Below are 17,626 nucleotides of genomic sequence, written 5' to 3'. Positions count from 1 at the left end.
TTTTTCTAGGATCCGCAATCACGAAATCCTTGATATAAAAGCATTTTAGTCATTTCCATTTGCCTAAAATGGTCTCAAAACTGTCGAACTTGGGTTTATCTAGCACCACGGGTTTTTTAAATACCCCTTTTTCAATGAATACAGCGAAAATGATTACTGAAAAACCCTTATCAGTCGAGAGGGTTTTTATTTGTATTCATTAACCAAATATGAAGACTAGATAGATAAAAACGACAAATAAGAAAAACAAAGTAACTAAGGCGATACCTAACCACACAACTTTTCTAAAAATTTTTATTTTCTTGTCGGAATTACTTCTAAATGTTACTAAAAAAATAGCACCAAAAATTATCCCTAAGAAGCCTCTATATAATGTGTTAAACCAAGTAACGTGATCATTTGGCCCTACTATTAATGTACCTAGTGCATAAAGAAAGAAGATTATAGATAATATTAAAGAACTGTAAGTAAAAATTCTTCCTTTATTGTTATTATTAGCAGAAAAATTATACATAAAATACCCCTTGTCTTAATTTTATTTTCTTTCTTTCGAAGCTTCTTTTATGATATAGTTTTTGAAGGCATCACCTATTGCTTTAATTTGATTATCTGTTGGGATTCCATATTTTTTACGTTTTTTTTCTGCTAATGGGGCCATTAAGGATATAGGTGTTACATCGGCTGTGCCTATTTTAATATGAACATCAACTTTAGTTAAGTTTCTGTCAACAGATTCTTTAAATTTCTTTGTACCTCCGAAAGATTCGATAAATTCACTAAAGCGGTGATGTGCATCACCAGACTTTGAATAATATTTCTTAATTGCATCAGATAGTAGTAAATTTTTATTTTCTTTCATCATATTAGCAATGTTTACAGCGTCTACATCCGCCAATATATCAGCCCTTGAGAATGAACTGTTACCCCCAATAATTTTTTTTGCTTCTTTTTGAAGAACCTTTAGTTTGTTTGAATCTTTAGTATTTTCTTGGAGGTCTCCTAATGCAGTATGCAAATCACCCGCCCATCCAGCCCAAGAATCAGGAACAGGAGTATTTGATAATATTGCATCAATGGTTGCCGCCATATGTATGAAGTCAATCTTGTCACCAGTGACAGGATCTTTTATAAAAGCGCCTTGACCATTTGGACTAAAAAAATTATCTAATTTTTTGTTTTTTGATTCAATATATTTAACATGTTTATCATCTATGGTACCAGCTGTAACATCCCACTTAAAGCCGTCATACTTGGTAGATCTTAAGTATTCTAAATCATGATCATTAATACGTTTAGTTGTATCAATAATTAAGTAAGATTTTGTATATTTCTCAAGCTTCTTCAAATTATTAACTAATGTTTTTATATCAGTAGCATCTGATTTTTTATTTTCCGCAACCCGAAAAGCAGATACTTGTACAGTATTCGCTGTCTTTGCAGAGGTACTAGCTGTTGTTTTTACTTCAAAATTTCCCGAATTTTTATTAGCTATTCCTTGAATAACAGAAGGAAATTGAGAAGGTTTATTGGTAACGATATTTGCTACGGTCTGAGAAGCATTATTTTGGGAAACTGTACTTTGATAAGCTTTTTTCGCAGCATCACTAATAATTACAACATCTTTCGAAATCGTCGTGTTGGATGTTGAATGTGACACCGAGGTTGCTACAGAGCTAGAAGGCTTAGGAGCTGCAATCATTGGTGTATAGGAATTTGTTTTTTGTTGAAATGAAGTTTTTACAGAAATAGTAGGCATAACACTCCCCCTTTTATCTCACGCAGTGTTTTCACTATTCTCACTTACCTCAATTATATATCTAACCCCCTTTCTTTTCACCGCCAACTTGTGTCGGAACCCCGCCATTTTTTGTCGGATAACGACACGAGATGGCGGACTTCAAAAAGAAAACGCCCCCACCGATCCGACAAGGACATAAAAACCCCCATCCAATGCTCATGCATCAGATGGGGGTTTCATTTTACCCGCGCAATGTGGCGCCGAATTGTTGTTCGACCGCTTTGATCACTTGTTCATGCACCGCGGTGACTTCTTCGTCCGTCAATGTCCGCTCTGGGTCGTAGTAACGGAGCGAGAAAGCGATCGATTTTTTGCCTTCTGGAAGACGGTCGCCTTTGTAGACGTCGAAAATGGATACGTCTTTTAACAGTTCGCCGCCCGCTTTAATAATTGCTTGTTCAAGGTCACCTGCCACGATATGCTCATCGACAACAAGGGCAATGTCGCGCGTAATGGACGGGAAGCGTGGAATCGCGGTATAGCGAATGTCATCTACTTCCGCTTTCAGCAACGCTTCAATGTCTAACTCAAACACATACGTTTCTTTCAAATCAAATTCTTTTTGCACGATCGGATGAAGCTGACCGACAAATCCGATCGTTTTTCCGTCTAGCAAAATATCAGCTGTGCGACCTGGATGAAGGTGCTCGCGTTTTGCTTGCTTGTATTCGATACGGTTCTCTAATCCTAGCAACGCAAACAAACCATCTAAAATGCCTTTTGCGACATAGAAGTCAACCGCTTTTTTCTCTCCTTGCCATACATGCGCGTGCCATACTCCTGTCAAGACGCCGGCTAATCGTTCTTTTTCGTTTGGCAACTCGTGTTCATTCGTTGCTAAATATACCGAGCCGATTTCGTATAGCGCTACGTTTTCAACTTGGCGGGCACGGTTGTAGCTTGCTGCTTCCAATAAGTGCGGCACTAAACTTTGCCGCAAGACGCTGCGTTCTTCACTCATTGGAAGAGCGAGACGGATCGGTTCAGCCGTTTCAAGGGCAAACATCGTCGCTTTTTCTTCGTTTGTGAGCGAGTACGTAATCGCTTGGAACAGACCGACATCTTCTAAATAACGGCGCACGTGGCGGCGCTTTGCTTGGTATGGTGTAAGCTTGCCTGGGTTTGCTTCCCCGACTGGAAGCGTTGCCGGTAAGTTGTCATAGCCATAAAGGCGCGCCACTTCTTCAATAATATCTTCTTCGATGGCAATATCGCGGCGGCGCGATGGAACGGTAATCGTAAACGTTCCGTTATCTTCTATGAACATAAATTGCAAGTTTGTTAAAATATTCGCAACTTCCTCTTTCGTGATCGCTGTGCCGAGTACGTTGTTGATGCGATCTAACGTAATCGTGACAACAACATCTTTTGGTTGCAGCGTGTTCACTTCGACAACGCCACCAACGACTTCGCCGCCTGCGTATTCCGCCATCAATGCGGCCGCGCGGTCAAGCGCTTCTTTTGTCCGCGCTGGGTCGATTCCTTTTTCAAAGCGCGTGCTTGCTTCGCTGCGCAAACCATGGTCTTTTACCGCTTGGCGAATAACCGGACTTGTAAAATAAGCCGATTCAATAAACACCGTTGTCGTATCGTCTTGCACTTCGGAGTTTGCTCCGCCCATGACACCGGCTAACGCAACCGGTTCGCTGCCATTTGTAATGACAAGATGATCTTCCGTCAACGTCCGTTTCGTATCGTCGAGCGTCACGATCGTTTCGCCGTTTTTCGCGCGGCGAACGACAATTTCGTTTGAACCGAGGCGATCGTAGTCAAATGCATGAAGCGGCTGGCCGTACTCAAGCAAAATGTAGTTCGTAATATCGACGACATTGTTATGCGGACGAATGCCGGCCGCCATTAAACGCGTTTGCATCCAAAGCGGCGATGGACCGATTTTCACGTTTTTCACAATGCGCCCCGCGTATAACGGATTGTCTTCTGGTGCGTCGACGCGCACAGAAATATAATCATGAACGCTTTCACTGTTTTCGTGAAGTTCGATTGCCGGCAGCTTCACGCTCCGCCCTAAAATCGCCGCCACTTCATAAGCGACGCCAATCATGCTTAAGCAATCAGCGCGGTTTGGCGTCAATCCTAACTCCAATACTTCATCGTCTAAGTTGAGCAATTCAAGCGCATCCGCACCGACCGGCGCATCGCTTGGGAAGACGAAAATGCCGTCAGCGTACGGCTTCGGAACGACTTTAGATTCTACACCAAGTTCTTGCAATGAGCAAATCATTCCATTCGATTCTTCGCCGCGCAATTTTGCCCGTTTGATTTTCAAATTGCCCGGCAAAACAGCCCCGACTTTGGCGACAGCAACCTTTTGTCCTTTTGCCACGTTCGGCGCCCCGCAAATAATTTGCACCGGCTCCCCTTCGCCAATATCGACTAAACATTTGCTTAGTTTATCGGCATTTGGGTGTTGCTCACGCTCAAGCACATGGCCGATAACAACATCTTTTGCTCCTTTACTTAACACTTCAACGCTTTCTACTTCGATCCCGCTTTTCGTAATGCGGTCCGCCAACTCTTTTGCGGTAATGCCTGTTAAATCGACATATTCCTGTAGCCATTTATATGAAACAAACATCGTTCCAACCTCCCTTTACACCCGATCGAATTGTTGCAAGAACCGAAGATCGTTTTGATAAAAATGGCGAATGTCGTCAATGCCGTATTTGAGCATCGCAATGCGCTCCGGTCCCATGCCGAACGCAAAGCCGGTATATTTTTTCGAATCAAATCCAGCCATCTCGAGCACGTTCGGATGCACCATGCCTGCACCTAAAATTTCGATCCAGCCCGTCCCTTTACATACGTTGCAGCCATGTCCGCCGCAATTGAAGCACGATACATCGACTTCGACCGACGGCTCGGTAAATGGGAAAAAGCTTGGACGGAAGCGGATGTCGCGGTCTTCGCCGAACATTTTGCGGGCGAACTCGCGCAACGTTCCTTTTAAGTCGCTCATGCGAACGTTTTCGTCGACGACAAGCCCTTCAATTTGCGTAAATTGATGTGAATGCGTCGCGTCGTCGTTGTCGCGGCGGTACACTTTTCCTGGACAAATGATTTTCACTGGGCCGCGCCCTTGATGCTTTTCCATCGTCCGTGCTTGCACCGGCGATGTGTGCGTGCGCAGCAAAATCTCTTCGGTGATGTAGAACGAATCTTGCATATCGCGCGCCGGATGGCCTTTTGGCAAATTGAGCGCTTCAAAGTTGTAATAGTCTTTTTCGACTTCCGGCCCTTCGGCAATCGTATAGCCCATGCCGATGAATAAATCTTCAATTTCTTCAATGACGCGCGTCAACGGATGATGGTTACCGCGTCTAATCGGACGTCCTGGAAGCGTGACGTCAATCGCTTCTTTCGCCAATTTTTTCTCCACTTCTTCTTGCTCAAGTTTTACTTGTTTCGCTTCTAACGCCATTTGAATCGCTTCGCGTACTTCGTTCACAAGCGCTCCCATGATTGGGCGCTCTTCTGGAGAAAGCGATCCCATACCGCGTAGCACTTCCGTAATTGGGCCTTTTTTGCCGAGATATGCCACACGCACATCGCTAAGCGCTTTTAAATCGTTTGCCTGTTCAATTTTTTCAAGCGCTTCTTGTTGAAGCTGTTGTAACCGTTCTTTCACGGAAAACCCTCCTCTATGTAAAAATAAAAAACTCGCCCCTCATATAAGGGACGAGTGAACTCGCGGTACCACCCTTGTTAGCAGCAAAAAGCCCAAGCGTGTTGATTAACCATTAAAAACTAGTTGAGATCACTCTATTCCTAGCTTTTCTGCCGTAGTCGGCAAGCGGATCGCTTGCCGACTGGGCATGTTAGCATGCCCTCCTCTAACAATGAACGCTTTGCGGGCAAATGACATTTGCCCGCAGGCGTTCTTGTTCGAAGGATGAGGCAGAAAAGCTTCTGTTTCGTCATATGCATTCTGTGCTTTTTAGTGAAATAATGGATAATCAATACTTGTGCAAAAAGCTGCTCGCTTCATTACGATAACGGCCATGCCGGAACGCCTTTACATTTTGCACGCGCAAAATGGTCCAAGCGCCAACTCCCGAGGTGAATTCACTTGCTTCGACCATAAAAACGCTCCCAGTCTTCGGCGTTTTCTCCCTGGATGGCGAGCGGCAAGCTACTCTTCTCGATCATTGTTGTTTTCGATATAAAATTCTCCATTCATTATAAGCAAACAAACGAACAAACGCAATATTATGCCGTCACTGCCTTACGCAATTCTTCGATTTGAACTTCATGCTCAATCGAGCGGATTGCCAGCCGCTCTAAAATTTTTTCTTGGCGGACTTGCCCTTCTTTTAAAGCAGCCACATCGCGCTTTAACACAGCGACATCTTTTTTTAATTCCTCGACATCCTTTTTCAATACTTCAACATCTTCTTTTAACATTGCAACGTCTCTTTTTAACACAGCTACATCTTCTTTGAGCATTGCGACATCTTCTTTGAGCATTGCGACATCTTCTTTGAGCATTGCTATGTCTTCTTTAACTTGTTTCATGTCTCCTTGCAGTCGAGCGATATCTAGCTTCATTTGTTCGATGTGGGCACCTTGAACATCAAGACGCTCAAGGATGACATGCAATAACACTTTAATTTCATCCATTCCCCTCACCCCTTTCGCTCTCACATATATCTATTTTATCGTGTATGGCGTAAATAATAAAGCAAAATTCCGGTCGCAACGGCGACGTTTAACGATTCTGCTTTCCCATAAATTGGAATATATAAGTTCGTCGTCGTCATTTCCAATAGCTCGCGTCGAACGCCGCTTCCTTCATTGCCGACAAGAAGGGCAAACGTTTCAGCGGGCGTTACGCTCTGGTAATCGACGCCGTTTTGTAGCGATGTACCGTAAATGGGCACGTTTTGTTGTTGGAAACGTGCCATCCATTCTTCTAAATTTCCTTTTATAATCGGCAAGTGAAAGAGTGATCCTTGTGTCGCGCGAATCACTTTCGGGTTATACAAGTCCGCGCAACCTTCCCCGAGAATGACCGCATCGATTCCAGCCGCATCGGCTGTCCGAATCATCGTGCCAAGATTGCCTGGGTCTTGCACCGCGTCGACCATTAATACGGTTTTCATCTCGGTTTGTTCACAGGAACATTGTCGGCAAACCGCTACGATTCCTTGCGGCGTTTCTGTATCGCTCATTTCTTTCATCACTCCTTCTGTGACAAGAGTGATCAGAATATTGTCTACATTCCAGCTTGGCGGAAGCGTTTTTTGTTCGTCCACGATTAATTGAACAATGTCCACACCGCTTCTCAACGCTTCTTCCACTAAATGGAATCCTTCAATCAAAAATAGGCCTGTTTTATCGCGTTCTTTTTTCGACAACAGCTTTTTCCATTGCTTCACTTGCGGATTTTTCGCTGATTCAATGCGTTTCAATGCCCTTTCTTCCTTTCCACTTATCTCCTCTATACATAATAACTGAAAAGCGCGCCAAAAATAAACGTGTAATACATAAAGCGAGGTGAACAAATTGAACTTAAACTTACGTCATGCGGTCATGAACAACGTGGCCAACAATACGAAAGAGCAGTTAGAGGATACGATTGTCGACGCGATTCAACGCGGCGAAGAAAAATATTTGCCAGGTCTTGGCGTTCTTTTTGAAGCGATTTGGAACCATTCGAACGAGCAGCAAAAAGAAACGATGCTTTCGACGCTAGAACAAGCAGTAAAGCAATAGCAAGCAACAAAGGGGAAGTGACGGTGCACTTCCCTCTTCATTTTAATTAAACGTAATCTCTTTCACTTTTGCTTCATCTAAACGTTTAATCACTTCGACGAGCAGTTTCACCGTATTTTCATAGTCGTCACGATGAAGCAGCGCCGCATGCGAGTGAATGTAGCGCGTCGGAATCGCAATCGTTAGCGCTGGAACACCGCTTGCCGTTAAATGAATCGCCCCTGCATCTGTACCGCCGCCCGGCATCGCATCAAAGTGATATGGAATATTTAATTGTTCCGCGACATCGATCACAAACTCACGCAACCCTTTATGCGACACAAGCGTTGCATCATATAAGACGATGTGCGGACCGGCGCCGAGCTTGCCCATCGCTTCTTTTTCGGAAACGCCCGGTGTGTCGCCGGCAATGCCGACATCAACGGCAAAGGCAATGTCTGGTTGGATAAAGTTTGCCGATGTTTTCGCACCGCGCAACCCGACTTCTTCTTGAACGGTGCCGACACCGTACACCACGTTCGGATGCTCCACATCTTTTAATTGTTTTAATACGTCAATTGCAATCGCACAGCCGATGCGGTTGTCCCATGCTTTCGCAAGCAGCATTTTTTCGTTGTTCATGACGGTAAACTCGAAATATGGAACGATCGAATCGCCTGGGCGTACACCCCAAGCAAGCGCTTCATCGCGGCTGGAGGCGCCGATATCAATGAACATATCTTTGATTTCGACCGGTTTTTTGCGCGCTTCCGGTGGCAAAATGTGCGGCGGCTTCGAGCCGATAACACCGGTAATGTCGCCTTTTTTCGTCATGATCGTCACACGCTGGGCAAGCATCACTTGCCCCCACCAGCCGCCAAGCGGTTGAAAGCGAATAAACCCTTTTTCATCAATTTGTGTCACCATAAAACCGACTTCGTCTAAATGGCCTGCGACCATAATTTTCGGACCGTTTTCTTTCCCGACTTTTTTCGCAACCAAGCTGCCAAGGCCGTCTGTCGTGATTTCATCTGCGTAAGGAGCTATGTATTTTTTCATCACTTCCCGCGCTTCCCGTTCATTGCCTGGCACACCTTTTGCATCCGTTAATTCTTTTAACATCGTCAACGTTGGATCCTTTATCATGTTCAAACCCCTTTCACATCTGCTCCTTCATTATTATATCGAAAACATATGCCAATGTACAAAAATTGGTTAATAATTCTGATCTTGCCGTTCGTGGTTCACTGCGTTTTTCGCCATATACGCTCGCTCAATTTGTTCCGACGTAAATTGAAGAGCATGCCCAAGCTCCACATACGAACGCAACAATGCTTCGTACGTTTCTATGCTTAGTGCCTGTTCAAATAAGTGAATCGCTTGGAAAACGTCTAAAAACTGTGCAACAAGCGGTTTGCTTGCTTGAACGTCCGGCCACTCCACTCGCTCCGCCAACTGAAGATCTAACCCAAGCGATAAAATAAAATGCAGACCGTCTACATATTCTTCAAGAACGATTTCTTGCGGAGCAGACGGTTTCGAGCTCCAAAATTTGAAACAGCGCGTTTCATTTGCCAGTTCCCCAACCTCGACAAGCAGCGCTAATATTTTGCGATCGACGAGATTTTCCCCCTGCAGCCCGTGCTGTGTTTCAATCCGTTCATCTAATTGCCGTTGTAAAGAATAAAGCGTTTGAACATTCATATTCTTCTCCCCCATTGATAAAAAATGACATAGATAAGAACATCTAAAATGGCAACAAGCGGCAAGCCATAACGGAATGCGCGATGCCTCGTTTTATGTCGAAACAAAAACATGCCGGCCGTTGTACCAATCGCGCCGCCCGCAAGCGAAAGAAGCCAAAGCGTACGTTCAGCGATACGCCATTTTCGATGTTTTGCTTTGTATTTGTCGACCGCCATGGCTAAAAAGCCGATGACGTTGACGAGTACGATATAGATCATGGCAATGTTCTCCTTAAAAAAAGGACCATTCTCATAAACGAGAATGGCCGTTTGGCTTATTTATTTAAGTTTGCTTTTGCAATGTCCGCAAGCTGCGCGAATGCGGCTGCATCGTTTACCGCTAAATCCGCAAGCATTTTACGGTTTACTTCCACACCCGCAAGCTTTAAGCCGTGCATTAAACGGCTGTAAGAAAGACCGTTCATGCGCGCTGCTGCATTAATACGCGTAATCCAAAGTTTGCGGAAATCGCGTTTCCGTTGACGACGGTCGCGATATGCGTACATTAACGATTTCATTACTTGTTGGTTCGCGACTCTATATAAACGATGTTTAGAACCGAAATAGCCTTTTGCAAGTTTAAGAATTTTTTTACGACGTCTGCGCGTTACTGTTCCGCCTTTTACACGTGGCATGTATATTCCCTCCTACGAATAATCATTATTTTACGTTGTCAAGCAATTGACGAATGCGTTTGAAGTCTCCAGAAGATACAAGCGTTGCTTTACGAAGTTTTCGTTTTTGTTTTTGCGTTTTGTTTGCGAATAAATGGCTAGTAAATGCATGAGAACGTTTTAACTTACCAGTGCCCGTCTTTTTAAAACGCTTTGCAGAGCCTTTATGTGTTTTCATTTTTGGCATAAGGTGTATCCTCCTCGTTCGATTATTTATCGTTTTTCGGCGCTAACACTAAAAACATGCTGCGACCGTCCATTTTTGGTGCCGATTCAATGATGCTAATATCGGCGCAAGCTTCAGAAAAACGGTCTAATACGCGTTGGCCGATTTCTTTATGCGTAATCGCCCTTCCTTTGAAGCGAATCGTCGCTTTCACTTTATCTCCTTTTTCAAGGAACTTGCGTGCGTTGCGGAGCTTCGTATTGAAGTCGTGCTCCTCGATCGTTGGGCTTAACCGCACTTCTTTGACGTTGATGACTTTTTGTTTTTTGCGCGCTTCTTTTTCTTTCTTTTGCTGCTCGAAACGGAATTTGCCGTAATCCATAATGCGGCATACCGGCGGTTTTGCGTTTGGCGCCACCATGACTAAGTCAAGATTGAGTCTTGCGGCGATTTCGAGCGCCTCTTGTTTCGACTTAATGCCTAATTGTTCGCCGTTTGGATCGATTAAACGAACTTCGCGTGCACGAATGCCTTCGTTAATGATAAAATCTTTGCTAATAACTAGCCACCTCCAAGGTTTTTTCCGAATGACTTGTTTGTTTTTTTTTCGCACCCTTTTGAATAAAAAAACGTGGATGCATACGACACCCACGTTGATTACGCCCGAATCTATAAAGACGAAAAAGACGAACCGTAACAACCTGCCAACAGCCAATCGTGCGTCAGCTAGGTGAGAAGCGGGTGCTTCTGCTTATGTCACAAACAAGTATTCTATTCGACTTATGTAGTATACCATATTGGAAGCAGCATGTCAATATTTGTTTATTGCTAACTTCGGTGCAACGTTTCTCATTATATCTAATGTTTTTATGTTTAGCAATATTTTTTTTTAAAAAACGCTGCGGAGTTTTCCTCCGCAGCGTTTTTAACGGCGCACTTCCGCTTTTAATGCAGTGATAAACGCCTCAAGCGCCATCGTTTCACTTTTTTGTTCCCCATATTTACGGACATTGACTGTCTGATCTTTTATTTCATTGTCGCCGACGACCAACATATAAGGAATTTTTTGCATTTGCGCCTCTCGAATTTTATAACCGATTTTCTCGTCGCGTTCATCGACTTCGACGCGGAATCCTTGCGACTGAAGCGCCTCTTTCACTTTATATGCATAATCGGCGTGAACGGCCGGTGAAACAGGGATCACTTCCACTTGTACTGGAGCAAGCCACGTCGGGAACGCTCCTTTATATTCTTCGATGAGGAACGCCACAAACCGCTCCATCGTCGATACAACGCCGCGGTGAATGACAACCGGACGATGCGGCTTTCCATCTTCGCCGATATATGTTAAGTCAAAGCGTTCTGGCAATAAGAAATCGAGCTGAACCGTTGACAACGTTTCGTCTTTTCCGAGCGCTGTGCGCACTTGCACGTCTAACTTCGGTCCGTAAAATGCCGCTTCGCCTTCCGCTTCATAATAGTCAAGCCCTAGCTCATCCATTGCTTCGCGCAACATTGTTTGCGCTTTTTCCCACATCGCGTCATCGTCATAATACTTTTCTTTATCGTGCGGGTCGCGATAAGAAAGACGGAACGAATATTCGTCTAAGCCGAAATCTTTATACACTTCAAGAATTAAGTTGACGACGCGCTTAAACTCTTCTTTAATTTGGTCTGGACGGACGAAAATATGAGCGTCGTTCAATGTCATTCCGCGCACACGCTGCAACCCTGTCAACGCGCCTGACATTTCATAGCGGTGCATCGTTCCAAGCTCGGCAATACGAATCGGTAGCTCACGGTAGCTATGAATTTTGTTTTTGTAAATCATCATATGGTGCGGGCAGTTCATCGGACGAAGCACAAGTTGCTCGTTATCCATTTCCATCGGTGGGAACATGCCGTCTTTATAATGATCCCAGTGGCCGGACGTTTTATATAGCTCGACGCTTCCAAGCACCGGCGTATATACATGTTGATAACCAAGCTCAAGTTCTTTGTCGACGATGTATCGTTCAATTGTGCGGCGAATCGTCGCCCCTTTTGGCAGCCAAAGCGGCAATCCTTGTCCCACTTTTTGCGAAGTTGTAAACAAGTCAAGCTCTTTTCCTAGCTTGCGATGGTCGCGTTCTTTCGCTTCTTGCAATAGACGGAGGTATTCGTCAAGCTCTTCTTTTGTAAAAAACGCTGTGCCGTAAATGCGCTGCAACATTTTATTTTTGCTGTCCCCGCGCCAATACGCCCCCGCAATATTCAACAGCTTAAACTCTTTAATTTTTCCTGTTGACGGAACGTGGACGCCGCGGCAAAGGTCAAAAAATTCACCTTGCTCATAAATGGAAACGACTTCTCCTTCCGGAATATCGTGAATTAATTCAATTTTTAGGTTGTCGCCGATTTCTTCATAACGGCGAATCGCTTCTTCACGGCTTACTTCTTTCCGGACAATTTCTAAGTTTTCTTTTACAATTTTTCGCATTTCCTTTTCGATTTTCGGAAGATCTTCCGGCGTTAACGACTCTTCCATGTCAATGTCATAGTAAAAGCCGTTTTCAATAACCGGACCGACGCCAAGCTTGACATTTTTATATAGACGTTTAATCGCCTGCGCCATCAAATGAGCCGTACTATGGCGCAAAATTTCCAACGCTTCCGGCATGTCCGGCGTAATAATTGAAATCGCACCGTCCACATAAATCGGGGTACGCAAATCAAGCAATTTATCGTTTAGTTTTCCAGCAATCGCCTTTTTCTTCAAACCAGGGCTTATTGAGGTAGCAATTTCTTCAGTTGTAACCCCTTTTGAAAACTCCTTGACGGCTCCATCAGGAAATGAGATTTTGACTACTTCTTCCATTTTTTCACTCCTTTTTTTGTTAAAATAAAAAACTCGCCCCTAAAAACAAGGGACGAGTTGATTTCGTGGTTCCACCCTTCTTCCCACCGCCATATAAAAAAGCGACCAATAGCTGAATAGCGATGGCTCGAATAGCATAACGGCGCTCTTTCCGTCAGCCATTACTCAACGGAGATGGCTCCATTTTTTACAGCTGAAGTTCCGAGGCGGTAAGTGCATTTTTCGTGTTAGGAAGGTTCCAGCCGATGCCTTCCCTCTCTGGAAACCGTAAAAATACACCCATGTCCTCTTCATCACTTTTTCCTATATCTCGATTATGTACGTAATTATAAAATGAGAAATAAGAAAAATCAAGTCGATGGTTCCCCCATTGACGCAATCGTTTCATATTTTGCAAAATCACTCAATTGACAAAAACGAAGCCGTTCTTGAAATACATTTTGAATCGTTTGAACCATTCCGTCATCCGCATGTTCCGTATATAAATAAATCGTGTGAGGAGCGATCGATACAAGCGGTGCCAACACAGAGGAATCGATGTACATCGGCTGGCTTACGCTCAAATTTCGATCAATCCATTGTTTCAGTTCCTGATTCGTAACTTGGCGAAATTGTTCATCAAAAAAAAGAAAATCCGGCGAACGATGAACGAGATGAACAACCGGCCAGTTCGCCTCACGCTCTGCCACATAGTCACGCAACATTTGCACAAAATTTTGATATTCCTGTTCCAATTTATATTCATCGATGGCAAGTTCGACATAATGATGAAGCCGTTCGATATACGCTTTTAACCGAAACGTCACAAACGATCCAATCGAAAAGGAAAGACCGTCTTTTAAAAATGACACAACTGCATTCATAATGAGGGTTTCGCGCGAACCCACTGGCTGCTTTCCTTTTCGATAATCATACCGTTCTCCTTCAAGAAACGAATGGGCAAGCTGTAAAATTTGTTGTTGTTCTTCTTTGTCTTTAAAATAAAACGTGCCAGAAATGATCGATAGTAGTAATCGATCTTCGACAAAGCGAAGAATAAATTTTTTAATGGCTGGTGCTATGCACGCTGAAATGACATAATCGGCCTGTTCGTGTATGTAAATGGTGACGAGACAATCGCCGTTATGCTCGCAGCAAAAGAACGGATCGGCGATCTCGTTCAAGAGATGGGCAAATTTTTCTGCATCGTTGATCTGTTCAAAATAAATTTCGATCAATGTTGTCCCCCCTTTATCAGTGAATGCTTGTTCTATATATATGGGAGGACAAGTTTATTTAGAAGCAGAAAAAGAGAGGGGACAGCTGGCAAAAAAGACTGTCCCGCTTCGTTTCTTCGATTACGCATCAAGACGGCGGTTTCTTCCTTTTATCTCCACCGGCTGAGCCAAATAACGGATGCGCTCCATAATGCGTGCCGCCTTCATTTGTTCTTCTTCACCGCGCTGCGAATAAGTGAGATGGTGGGCAAGTTGCTGCAAGTCGAAATTCGATGTAAAAAAAGTCGGTAAATTCTCAAGCATTCGGTATTGCAAAATCGGACCTAATAAATCATCGCGCACCCAGCTTGACATCGACTCCGCACCGATATCATCCAGCATTAAAACCGGCACCTTTTTCACATATTCCAGCTTTTCGTTGATCGTTTGATCATGCAACGAGCTTTTTAACTCACGGAAAAACTCCGGCACGTACACAATGAGAGAAGAAATATTTTTTTTCGCAAGCGCATTGGCAATCGCACCAATAATGTACGTTTTTCCAACGCCAAACGAACCGTATAAATAAAGTCCTTTCATTTTTTTTCCCGGTTCATAGCTCGAGACAAACTGCTCCGCGAGCTCAATCGCCTTCATTCGCCCTTCATCAATGAGATCCACATCGGATAAAGAGGCTTGCAAAATTTCCCTAGGTACAAATAAGCTTTGAATCAACGCTTCTTGCCGTTTTCGTTCGTCGTGCTTCATTTTAGTTGGGCATCGATCATATTGAACGTCAATCGCATTCCCTTGCAATATAAGGCGCGGATGGTACCCTTTCAATAAATTTTGACATTCATCTAAACTTGGACAACGCTCACAGTTTTTCGTTTGCTGAATGAATTCGTATAGCTTCACCAAGCTGCGATCTAACACCGCATTCGTGATTTTTTCTTCATGCTTGCGCAAAAATGCCTGTACTTCTCGATGCGAGAGAATTTCGTTTTTTAATTGTTCATAGCGCTGTTGAAAGTCTTTTCGGTGGAGCAGACGGCTGAGCAGTTGGTTCATATGTTCCATCGTTCCCACATCCTACTATTTACTCATTTTTGTATTTTTTTAGCCGCTCTTCCAGTTCGCGGCGTTTCTTTTCAACGTCGACTTCTTCATTTGTATCCGTTTCTTTTTGACTATAATCCATATTGAGCCAATCAGGCAACATTTCTTTGCGAATAACTTTCTTCGCCGGTTTTTTTTCTTTTTCATTTGCCCAGCTTTGATATTTTTTCACTTCTTTTTTCGCTAACTCCATTGCCTCTTTGACAGTGCGGATTTTTTTTCGCGCCCAATGGCTGGCGATTTTCTCGACATAGGCTTTCGACAGCTTCATATCGGTCCGCAGCATGACGTAATAAATCAACACATTGACGACACCCGGCAGCAGTTTTTGCTGAAACATTACTTCTTCAATTAATTGCAAATCGCTCATCGAAGGTTCCGCACCGCCGGAAATCTCGATTAACAGCTGGCGTGGGGAAATCGTTTCGAGCTGTTTGATCAGCTGCTCTTCTTTCGTTTTCGGCTCCGCATTCGTCATCGTCCGGTAAGAAAGCGGCTGAACGCGCGTACTCAAGCTTGGAAGTTCCTCGCCGCGCTCAAACTGATACCAGTCGCGGGCTGCTTTTCTTAATGATTCGATATCAATATTCTCGGCAGGGTCAATGACGCTCATCACAATTTTTTGCATATCTAACGGGCTAATGCCATATAAAAATGCTAGCTTTTTAATCGCTTCCCGCACTTTCGCCGTAACCGCCCGCTTCGGCACCATCTGCTTAGATAGCCCTGCAAAAAACAACTCAAAATCAAACACTTCATCATCAAGCACATACGTTTCCTTGCTTCGTCCGATATATTCGCTGTCTTCTGTGACGCGTAAATCATTTTTCGTTTCATCGTTCATAACCGCGACCATCTGTTCCGGATGAACGGAGTGAAAAACATCGTTAAATGACCGCGTAATCGAGGAAAATCGGCTCGTATCGATTGATGGAACCGAGAAAAATTGTTTTAATTTATGAAATTTCGTCCGGCCGACCTGATTATAAAGAAACACGTTCAGCACGCCATCGTTGAAAAATTGTTCCGGCGTGAGCGGCGGCTGCAATTCGTAAACAAACAATTTTGGATCTTGTGCATTGTTGACGTACGTTTTCAACAACCCAATCCCTTCTAGCTTCAGACGCTCATCATAAATGTCTTTTAAGCTGCATTGCATAATGGCCATTAAACTATGATGCGTTGTTTCATCGCCTAAAAACTGTTGGTCGAGTTCCCCCCATAGCGTCATATATAAGCTGAATGCACGGGAACCGATTAACGGCTGGTATAACAGCGTGACGACTTTTCGATCAAAATCGTGTAAAATCCCGTTGCCCCGCACGATATAACGATCAACAGGAATCAGTTCTTTCCAATGATGTTCCATGCTATCGACCTTCCTCAATAGACTAAAAAAAGGGCTTGTCCGTATAACCGAGTAAGCCCTTTAACGCTGTTCCTTTTTAATCAGTTCTTTCAATTCTTCGATAAACACATTTAAATCTTTAAATTGCCGATAAACTGACGCAAAGCGGACGTACGCCACTTCGTCGACTTTTGAGAGCCGCTCCATGACCATTTCGCCGATCGTTTCGCTTTTGACTTCGGCGACTCCACGATTGCGCAATTCCCTTTCAATTTCTTGCGTGATTTGTTCAAGCTGTTCGAGCGCGACCGGCCGTTTTTCACATGCTTTAATCAGCCCGCGTAATATTTTTTCCTGACTAAACTCTTCCCGCGTCCCTTCTTTTTTCACAACAATCAACGGCATTTCTTCCACTTTTTCAAACGTAGTGAACCGATAATGGCATTGTTCGCATTCTCTTCTGCGGCGAATCGAACGCCCTTCATCGACAGGGCGCGAATCAAGCACCCTCGTACCGTTATGATGGCAAGATGGACATTTCATAAAAACCACTCCGTTTTTTCATAGTCGTCGGTTTATCCATTGATTCCAGAACCGATATACGGCAAGCGCTTGTCCAGTTTTTCGTACAAATCCAAAATGACGCAGCGGCTCCAGCCAAAATCGAACGGTAATACGTTTGTATCGGTCGTGACGGAAAAGTCAATCGCGGTTTCAAATGGACGAACGGAAATGACCGTAATGACAATGAACGCCTTTTTTCCACGTCGTGTCGTGACGCTAAACTCTCCCCGTTCTTCGGAAACGGATAACAATTCGTAATCAGGGGAAGATTCAATCAGTTCTTTCACGACCTTTACAGCATTGGCATTCGTTGTTTTATAATAGCGGCTCCGCAATTGCTCGTCTTCATGGTTTTCTCTTGTTTCACAATGATTCATCAATGCGTATTTTAATTTGCTCCAAACGCTCATTTTCTGCCGCTCCTTACTCCATTTCTTTAATTATTAT

19 protein-coding genes and 1 other annotated feature are annotated in these 17,626 nt (G+C 43.9%); of the genes, 1 reads left to right on the top strand and 18 read right to left on the bottom strand.

The annotated features are described in order from the left end of the window. Positions 1–535: 535 nt before the first annotated feature. From HNQ34_RS07995 to HNQ34_RS07975, 6 genes are all read right to left on the bottom strand, one after another. A complete protein-coding gene (locus HNQ34_RS07995; RefSeq protein WP_183253359.1) occupies positions 536–1,756 on the bottom strand; it encodes a hypothetical protein in 1,221 nt (406 codons plus the stop codon). A 223-nt stretch (positions 1,757–1,979) separates the two neighbouring features. Next, a complete protein-coding gene (gene pheT, locus HNQ34_RS07990) occupies positions 1,980–4,394 on the bottom strand; it encodes a phenylalanine--tRNA ligase subunit beta (protein ID WP_183253357.1) in 2,415 nt (804 codons plus the stop codon). A gap of 15 nt (positions 4,395–4,409) precedes the next feature. Beyond that, positions 4,410–5,444, bottom strand: a complete 1,035-nt coding sequence (gene pheS, locus HNQ34_RS07985) for a phenylalanine--tRNA ligase subunit alpha (protein ID WP_183253355.1) — start codon at positions 5,442–5,444, stop codon at positions 4,410–4,412. 328 nt (positions 5,445–5,772) lie between these two features. Then, positions 5,773–5,898 (bottom strand): hypothetical protein, encoded by a 126-nt coding sequence (locus HNQ34_RS17710; RefSeq protein WP_281375943.1) that lies wholly within the window; start codon positions 5,896–5,898, stop codon positions 5,773–5,775. A 127-nt stretch (positions 5,899–6,025) separates the two neighbouring features. After that, positions 6,026–6,436, bottom strand: a complete 411-nt coding sequence (locus tag HNQ34_RS07980) for a hypothetical protein (RefSeq protein ID WP_183253353.1) — start codon at positions 6,434–6,436, stop codon at positions 6,026–6,028. Between the two features lie 35 nt (positions 6,437–6,471). Then, positions 6,472–7,227, bottom strand: a complete 756-nt coding sequence (locus HNQ34_RS07975) for a TrmH family RNA methyltransferase (protein ID WP_183253351.1) — start codon at positions 7,225–7,227, stop codon at positions 6,472–6,474. 94 nt (positions 7,228–7,321) lie between these two features. On the opposite strand from HNQ34_RS07975, the gene sspI reads away from it, so the two are divergent. Then, a complete protein-coding gene (gene sspI, locus HNQ34_RS07970; protein WP_183253349.1) occupies positions 7,322–7,531 on the top strand; it encodes a small acid-soluble spore protein SspI in 210 nt (69 codons plus the stop codon). Positions 7,532–7,573: 42 nt separating this feature from the next. Here the strand turns inward: sspI and HNQ34_RS07965 are convergent, their stop codons facing one another. From HNQ34_RS07965 to HNQ34_RS07910, 12 genes are all read right to left on the bottom strand, one after another. Continuing rightward, positions 7,574–8,656, bottom strand: coding sequence for a M42 family metallopeptidase (locus HNQ34_RS07965; protein WP_183253347.1), 1,083 nt, complete (start codon positions 8,654–8,656; stop codon positions 7,574–7,576). 69 nt (positions 8,657–8,725) lie between these two features. Next, complete coding sequence (locus HNQ34_RS07960) at positions 8,726–9,214, bottom strand: dUTP diphosphatase (RefSeq protein ID WP_183253346.1); 489 nt, start codon at positions 9,212–9,214, stop codon at positions 8,726–8,728. After that, positions 9,211–9,474, bottom strand: coding sequence for a DUF1294 domain-containing protein (locus HNQ34_RS07955; RefSeq protein WP_183253344.1), 264 nt, complete (start codon positions 9,472–9,474; stop codon positions 9,211–9,213). The genes HNQ34_RS07960 and HNQ34_RS07955 overlap by 4 nt, the downstream gene beginning before the upstream one ends. Before the next feature lie 56 nt (positions 9,475–9,530). After that, complete coding sequence (rplT, locus tag HNQ34_RS07950) at positions 9,531–9,890, bottom strand: 50S ribosomal protein L20 (RefSeq protein ID WP_183253342.1); 360 nt, start codon at positions 9,888–9,890, stop codon at positions 9,531–9,533. Positions 9,891–9,915: 25 nt separating this feature from the next. Then, positions 9,916–10,116: a 50S ribosomal protein L35 gene (gene rpmI / locus HNQ34_RS07945; RefSeq protein ID WP_066327566.1), complete on the bottom strand. Its 201-nt coding sequence runs from the start codon at positions 10,114–10,116 to the stop codon at positions 9,916–9,918. Between the two features lie 22 nt (positions 10,117–10,138). Further along, positions 10,139–10,684: a translation initiation factor IF-3 gene (gene infC, locus HNQ34_RS07940; RefSeq protein WP_183253375.1), complete on the bottom strand. Its 546-nt coding sequence runs from the start codon at positions 10,682–10,684 to the stop codon at positions 10,139–10,141. A gap of 28 nt (positions 10,685–10,712) precedes the next feature. Beyond that, positions 10,713–10,854: a sequence feature (ribosomal protein L20 leader region), on the bottom strand. A gap of 166 nt (positions 10,855–11,020) precedes the next feature. Further along, the gene (thrS, locus tag HNQ34_RS07935) at positions 11,021–12,952 is read right to left on the bottom strand and encodes a threonine--tRNA ligase (RefSeq protein WP_183253340.1); all 1,932 of its coding nucleotides are present in this window, start codon (positions 12,950–12,952) and stop codon (positions 11,021–11,023) included. A gap of 350 nt (positions 12,953–13,302) precedes the next feature. Then, on the bottom strand, positions 13,303–14,169 hold the full coding sequence (gene ytxC, locus HNQ34_RS07930; RefSeq protein ID WP_183253338.1) for a putative sporulation protein YtxC: 867 nt from the start codon (positions 14,167–14,169) through the stop codon (positions 13,303–13,305). A gap of 120 nt (positions 14,170–14,289) precedes the next feature. After that, positions 14,290–15,228: a primosomal protein DnaI gene (gene dnaI, locus HNQ34_RS07925; protein ID WP_183253336.1), complete on the bottom strand. Its 939-nt coding sequence runs from the start codon at positions 15,226–15,228 to the stop codon at positions 14,290–14,292. 19 nt (positions 15,229–15,247) lie between these two features. Continuing rightward, positions 15,248–16,636 (bottom strand): replication initiation and membrane attachment family protein, encoded by a 1,389-nt coding sequence (locus HNQ34_RS07920; protein WP_183253334.1) that lies wholly within the window; start codon positions 16,634–16,636, stop codon positions 15,248–15,250. A 60-nt stretch (positions 16,637–16,696) separates the two neighbouring features. Next, positions 16,697–17,158: a transcriptional regulator NrdR gene (nrdR, locus tag HNQ34_RS07915; protein WP_183253332.1), complete on the bottom strand. Its 462-nt coding sequence runs from the start codon at positions 17,156–17,158 to the stop codon at positions 16,697–16,699. Between the two features lie 32 nt (positions 17,159–17,190). Next, the gene (locus tag HNQ34_RS07910; RefSeq protein WP_183253330.1) at positions 17,191–17,589 is read right to left on the bottom strand and encodes a cytosolic protein; all 399 of its coding nucleotides are present in this window, start codon (positions 17,587–17,589) and stop codon (positions 17,191–17,193) included. Positions 17,590–17,626 lie beyond the last annotated feature (37 nt).

The sequence above is a fragment of the Anoxybacteroides tepidamans genome, assembly GCF_014201465.1.
In the GTDB taxonomy this organism is placed as follows: domain Bacteria; phylum Bacillota; class Bacilli; order Bacillales; family Anoxybacillaceae; genus Anoxybacteroides; species Anoxybacteroides tepidamans.
This window is presented reverse-complemented; position numbering and strand designations above follow the sequence as displayed.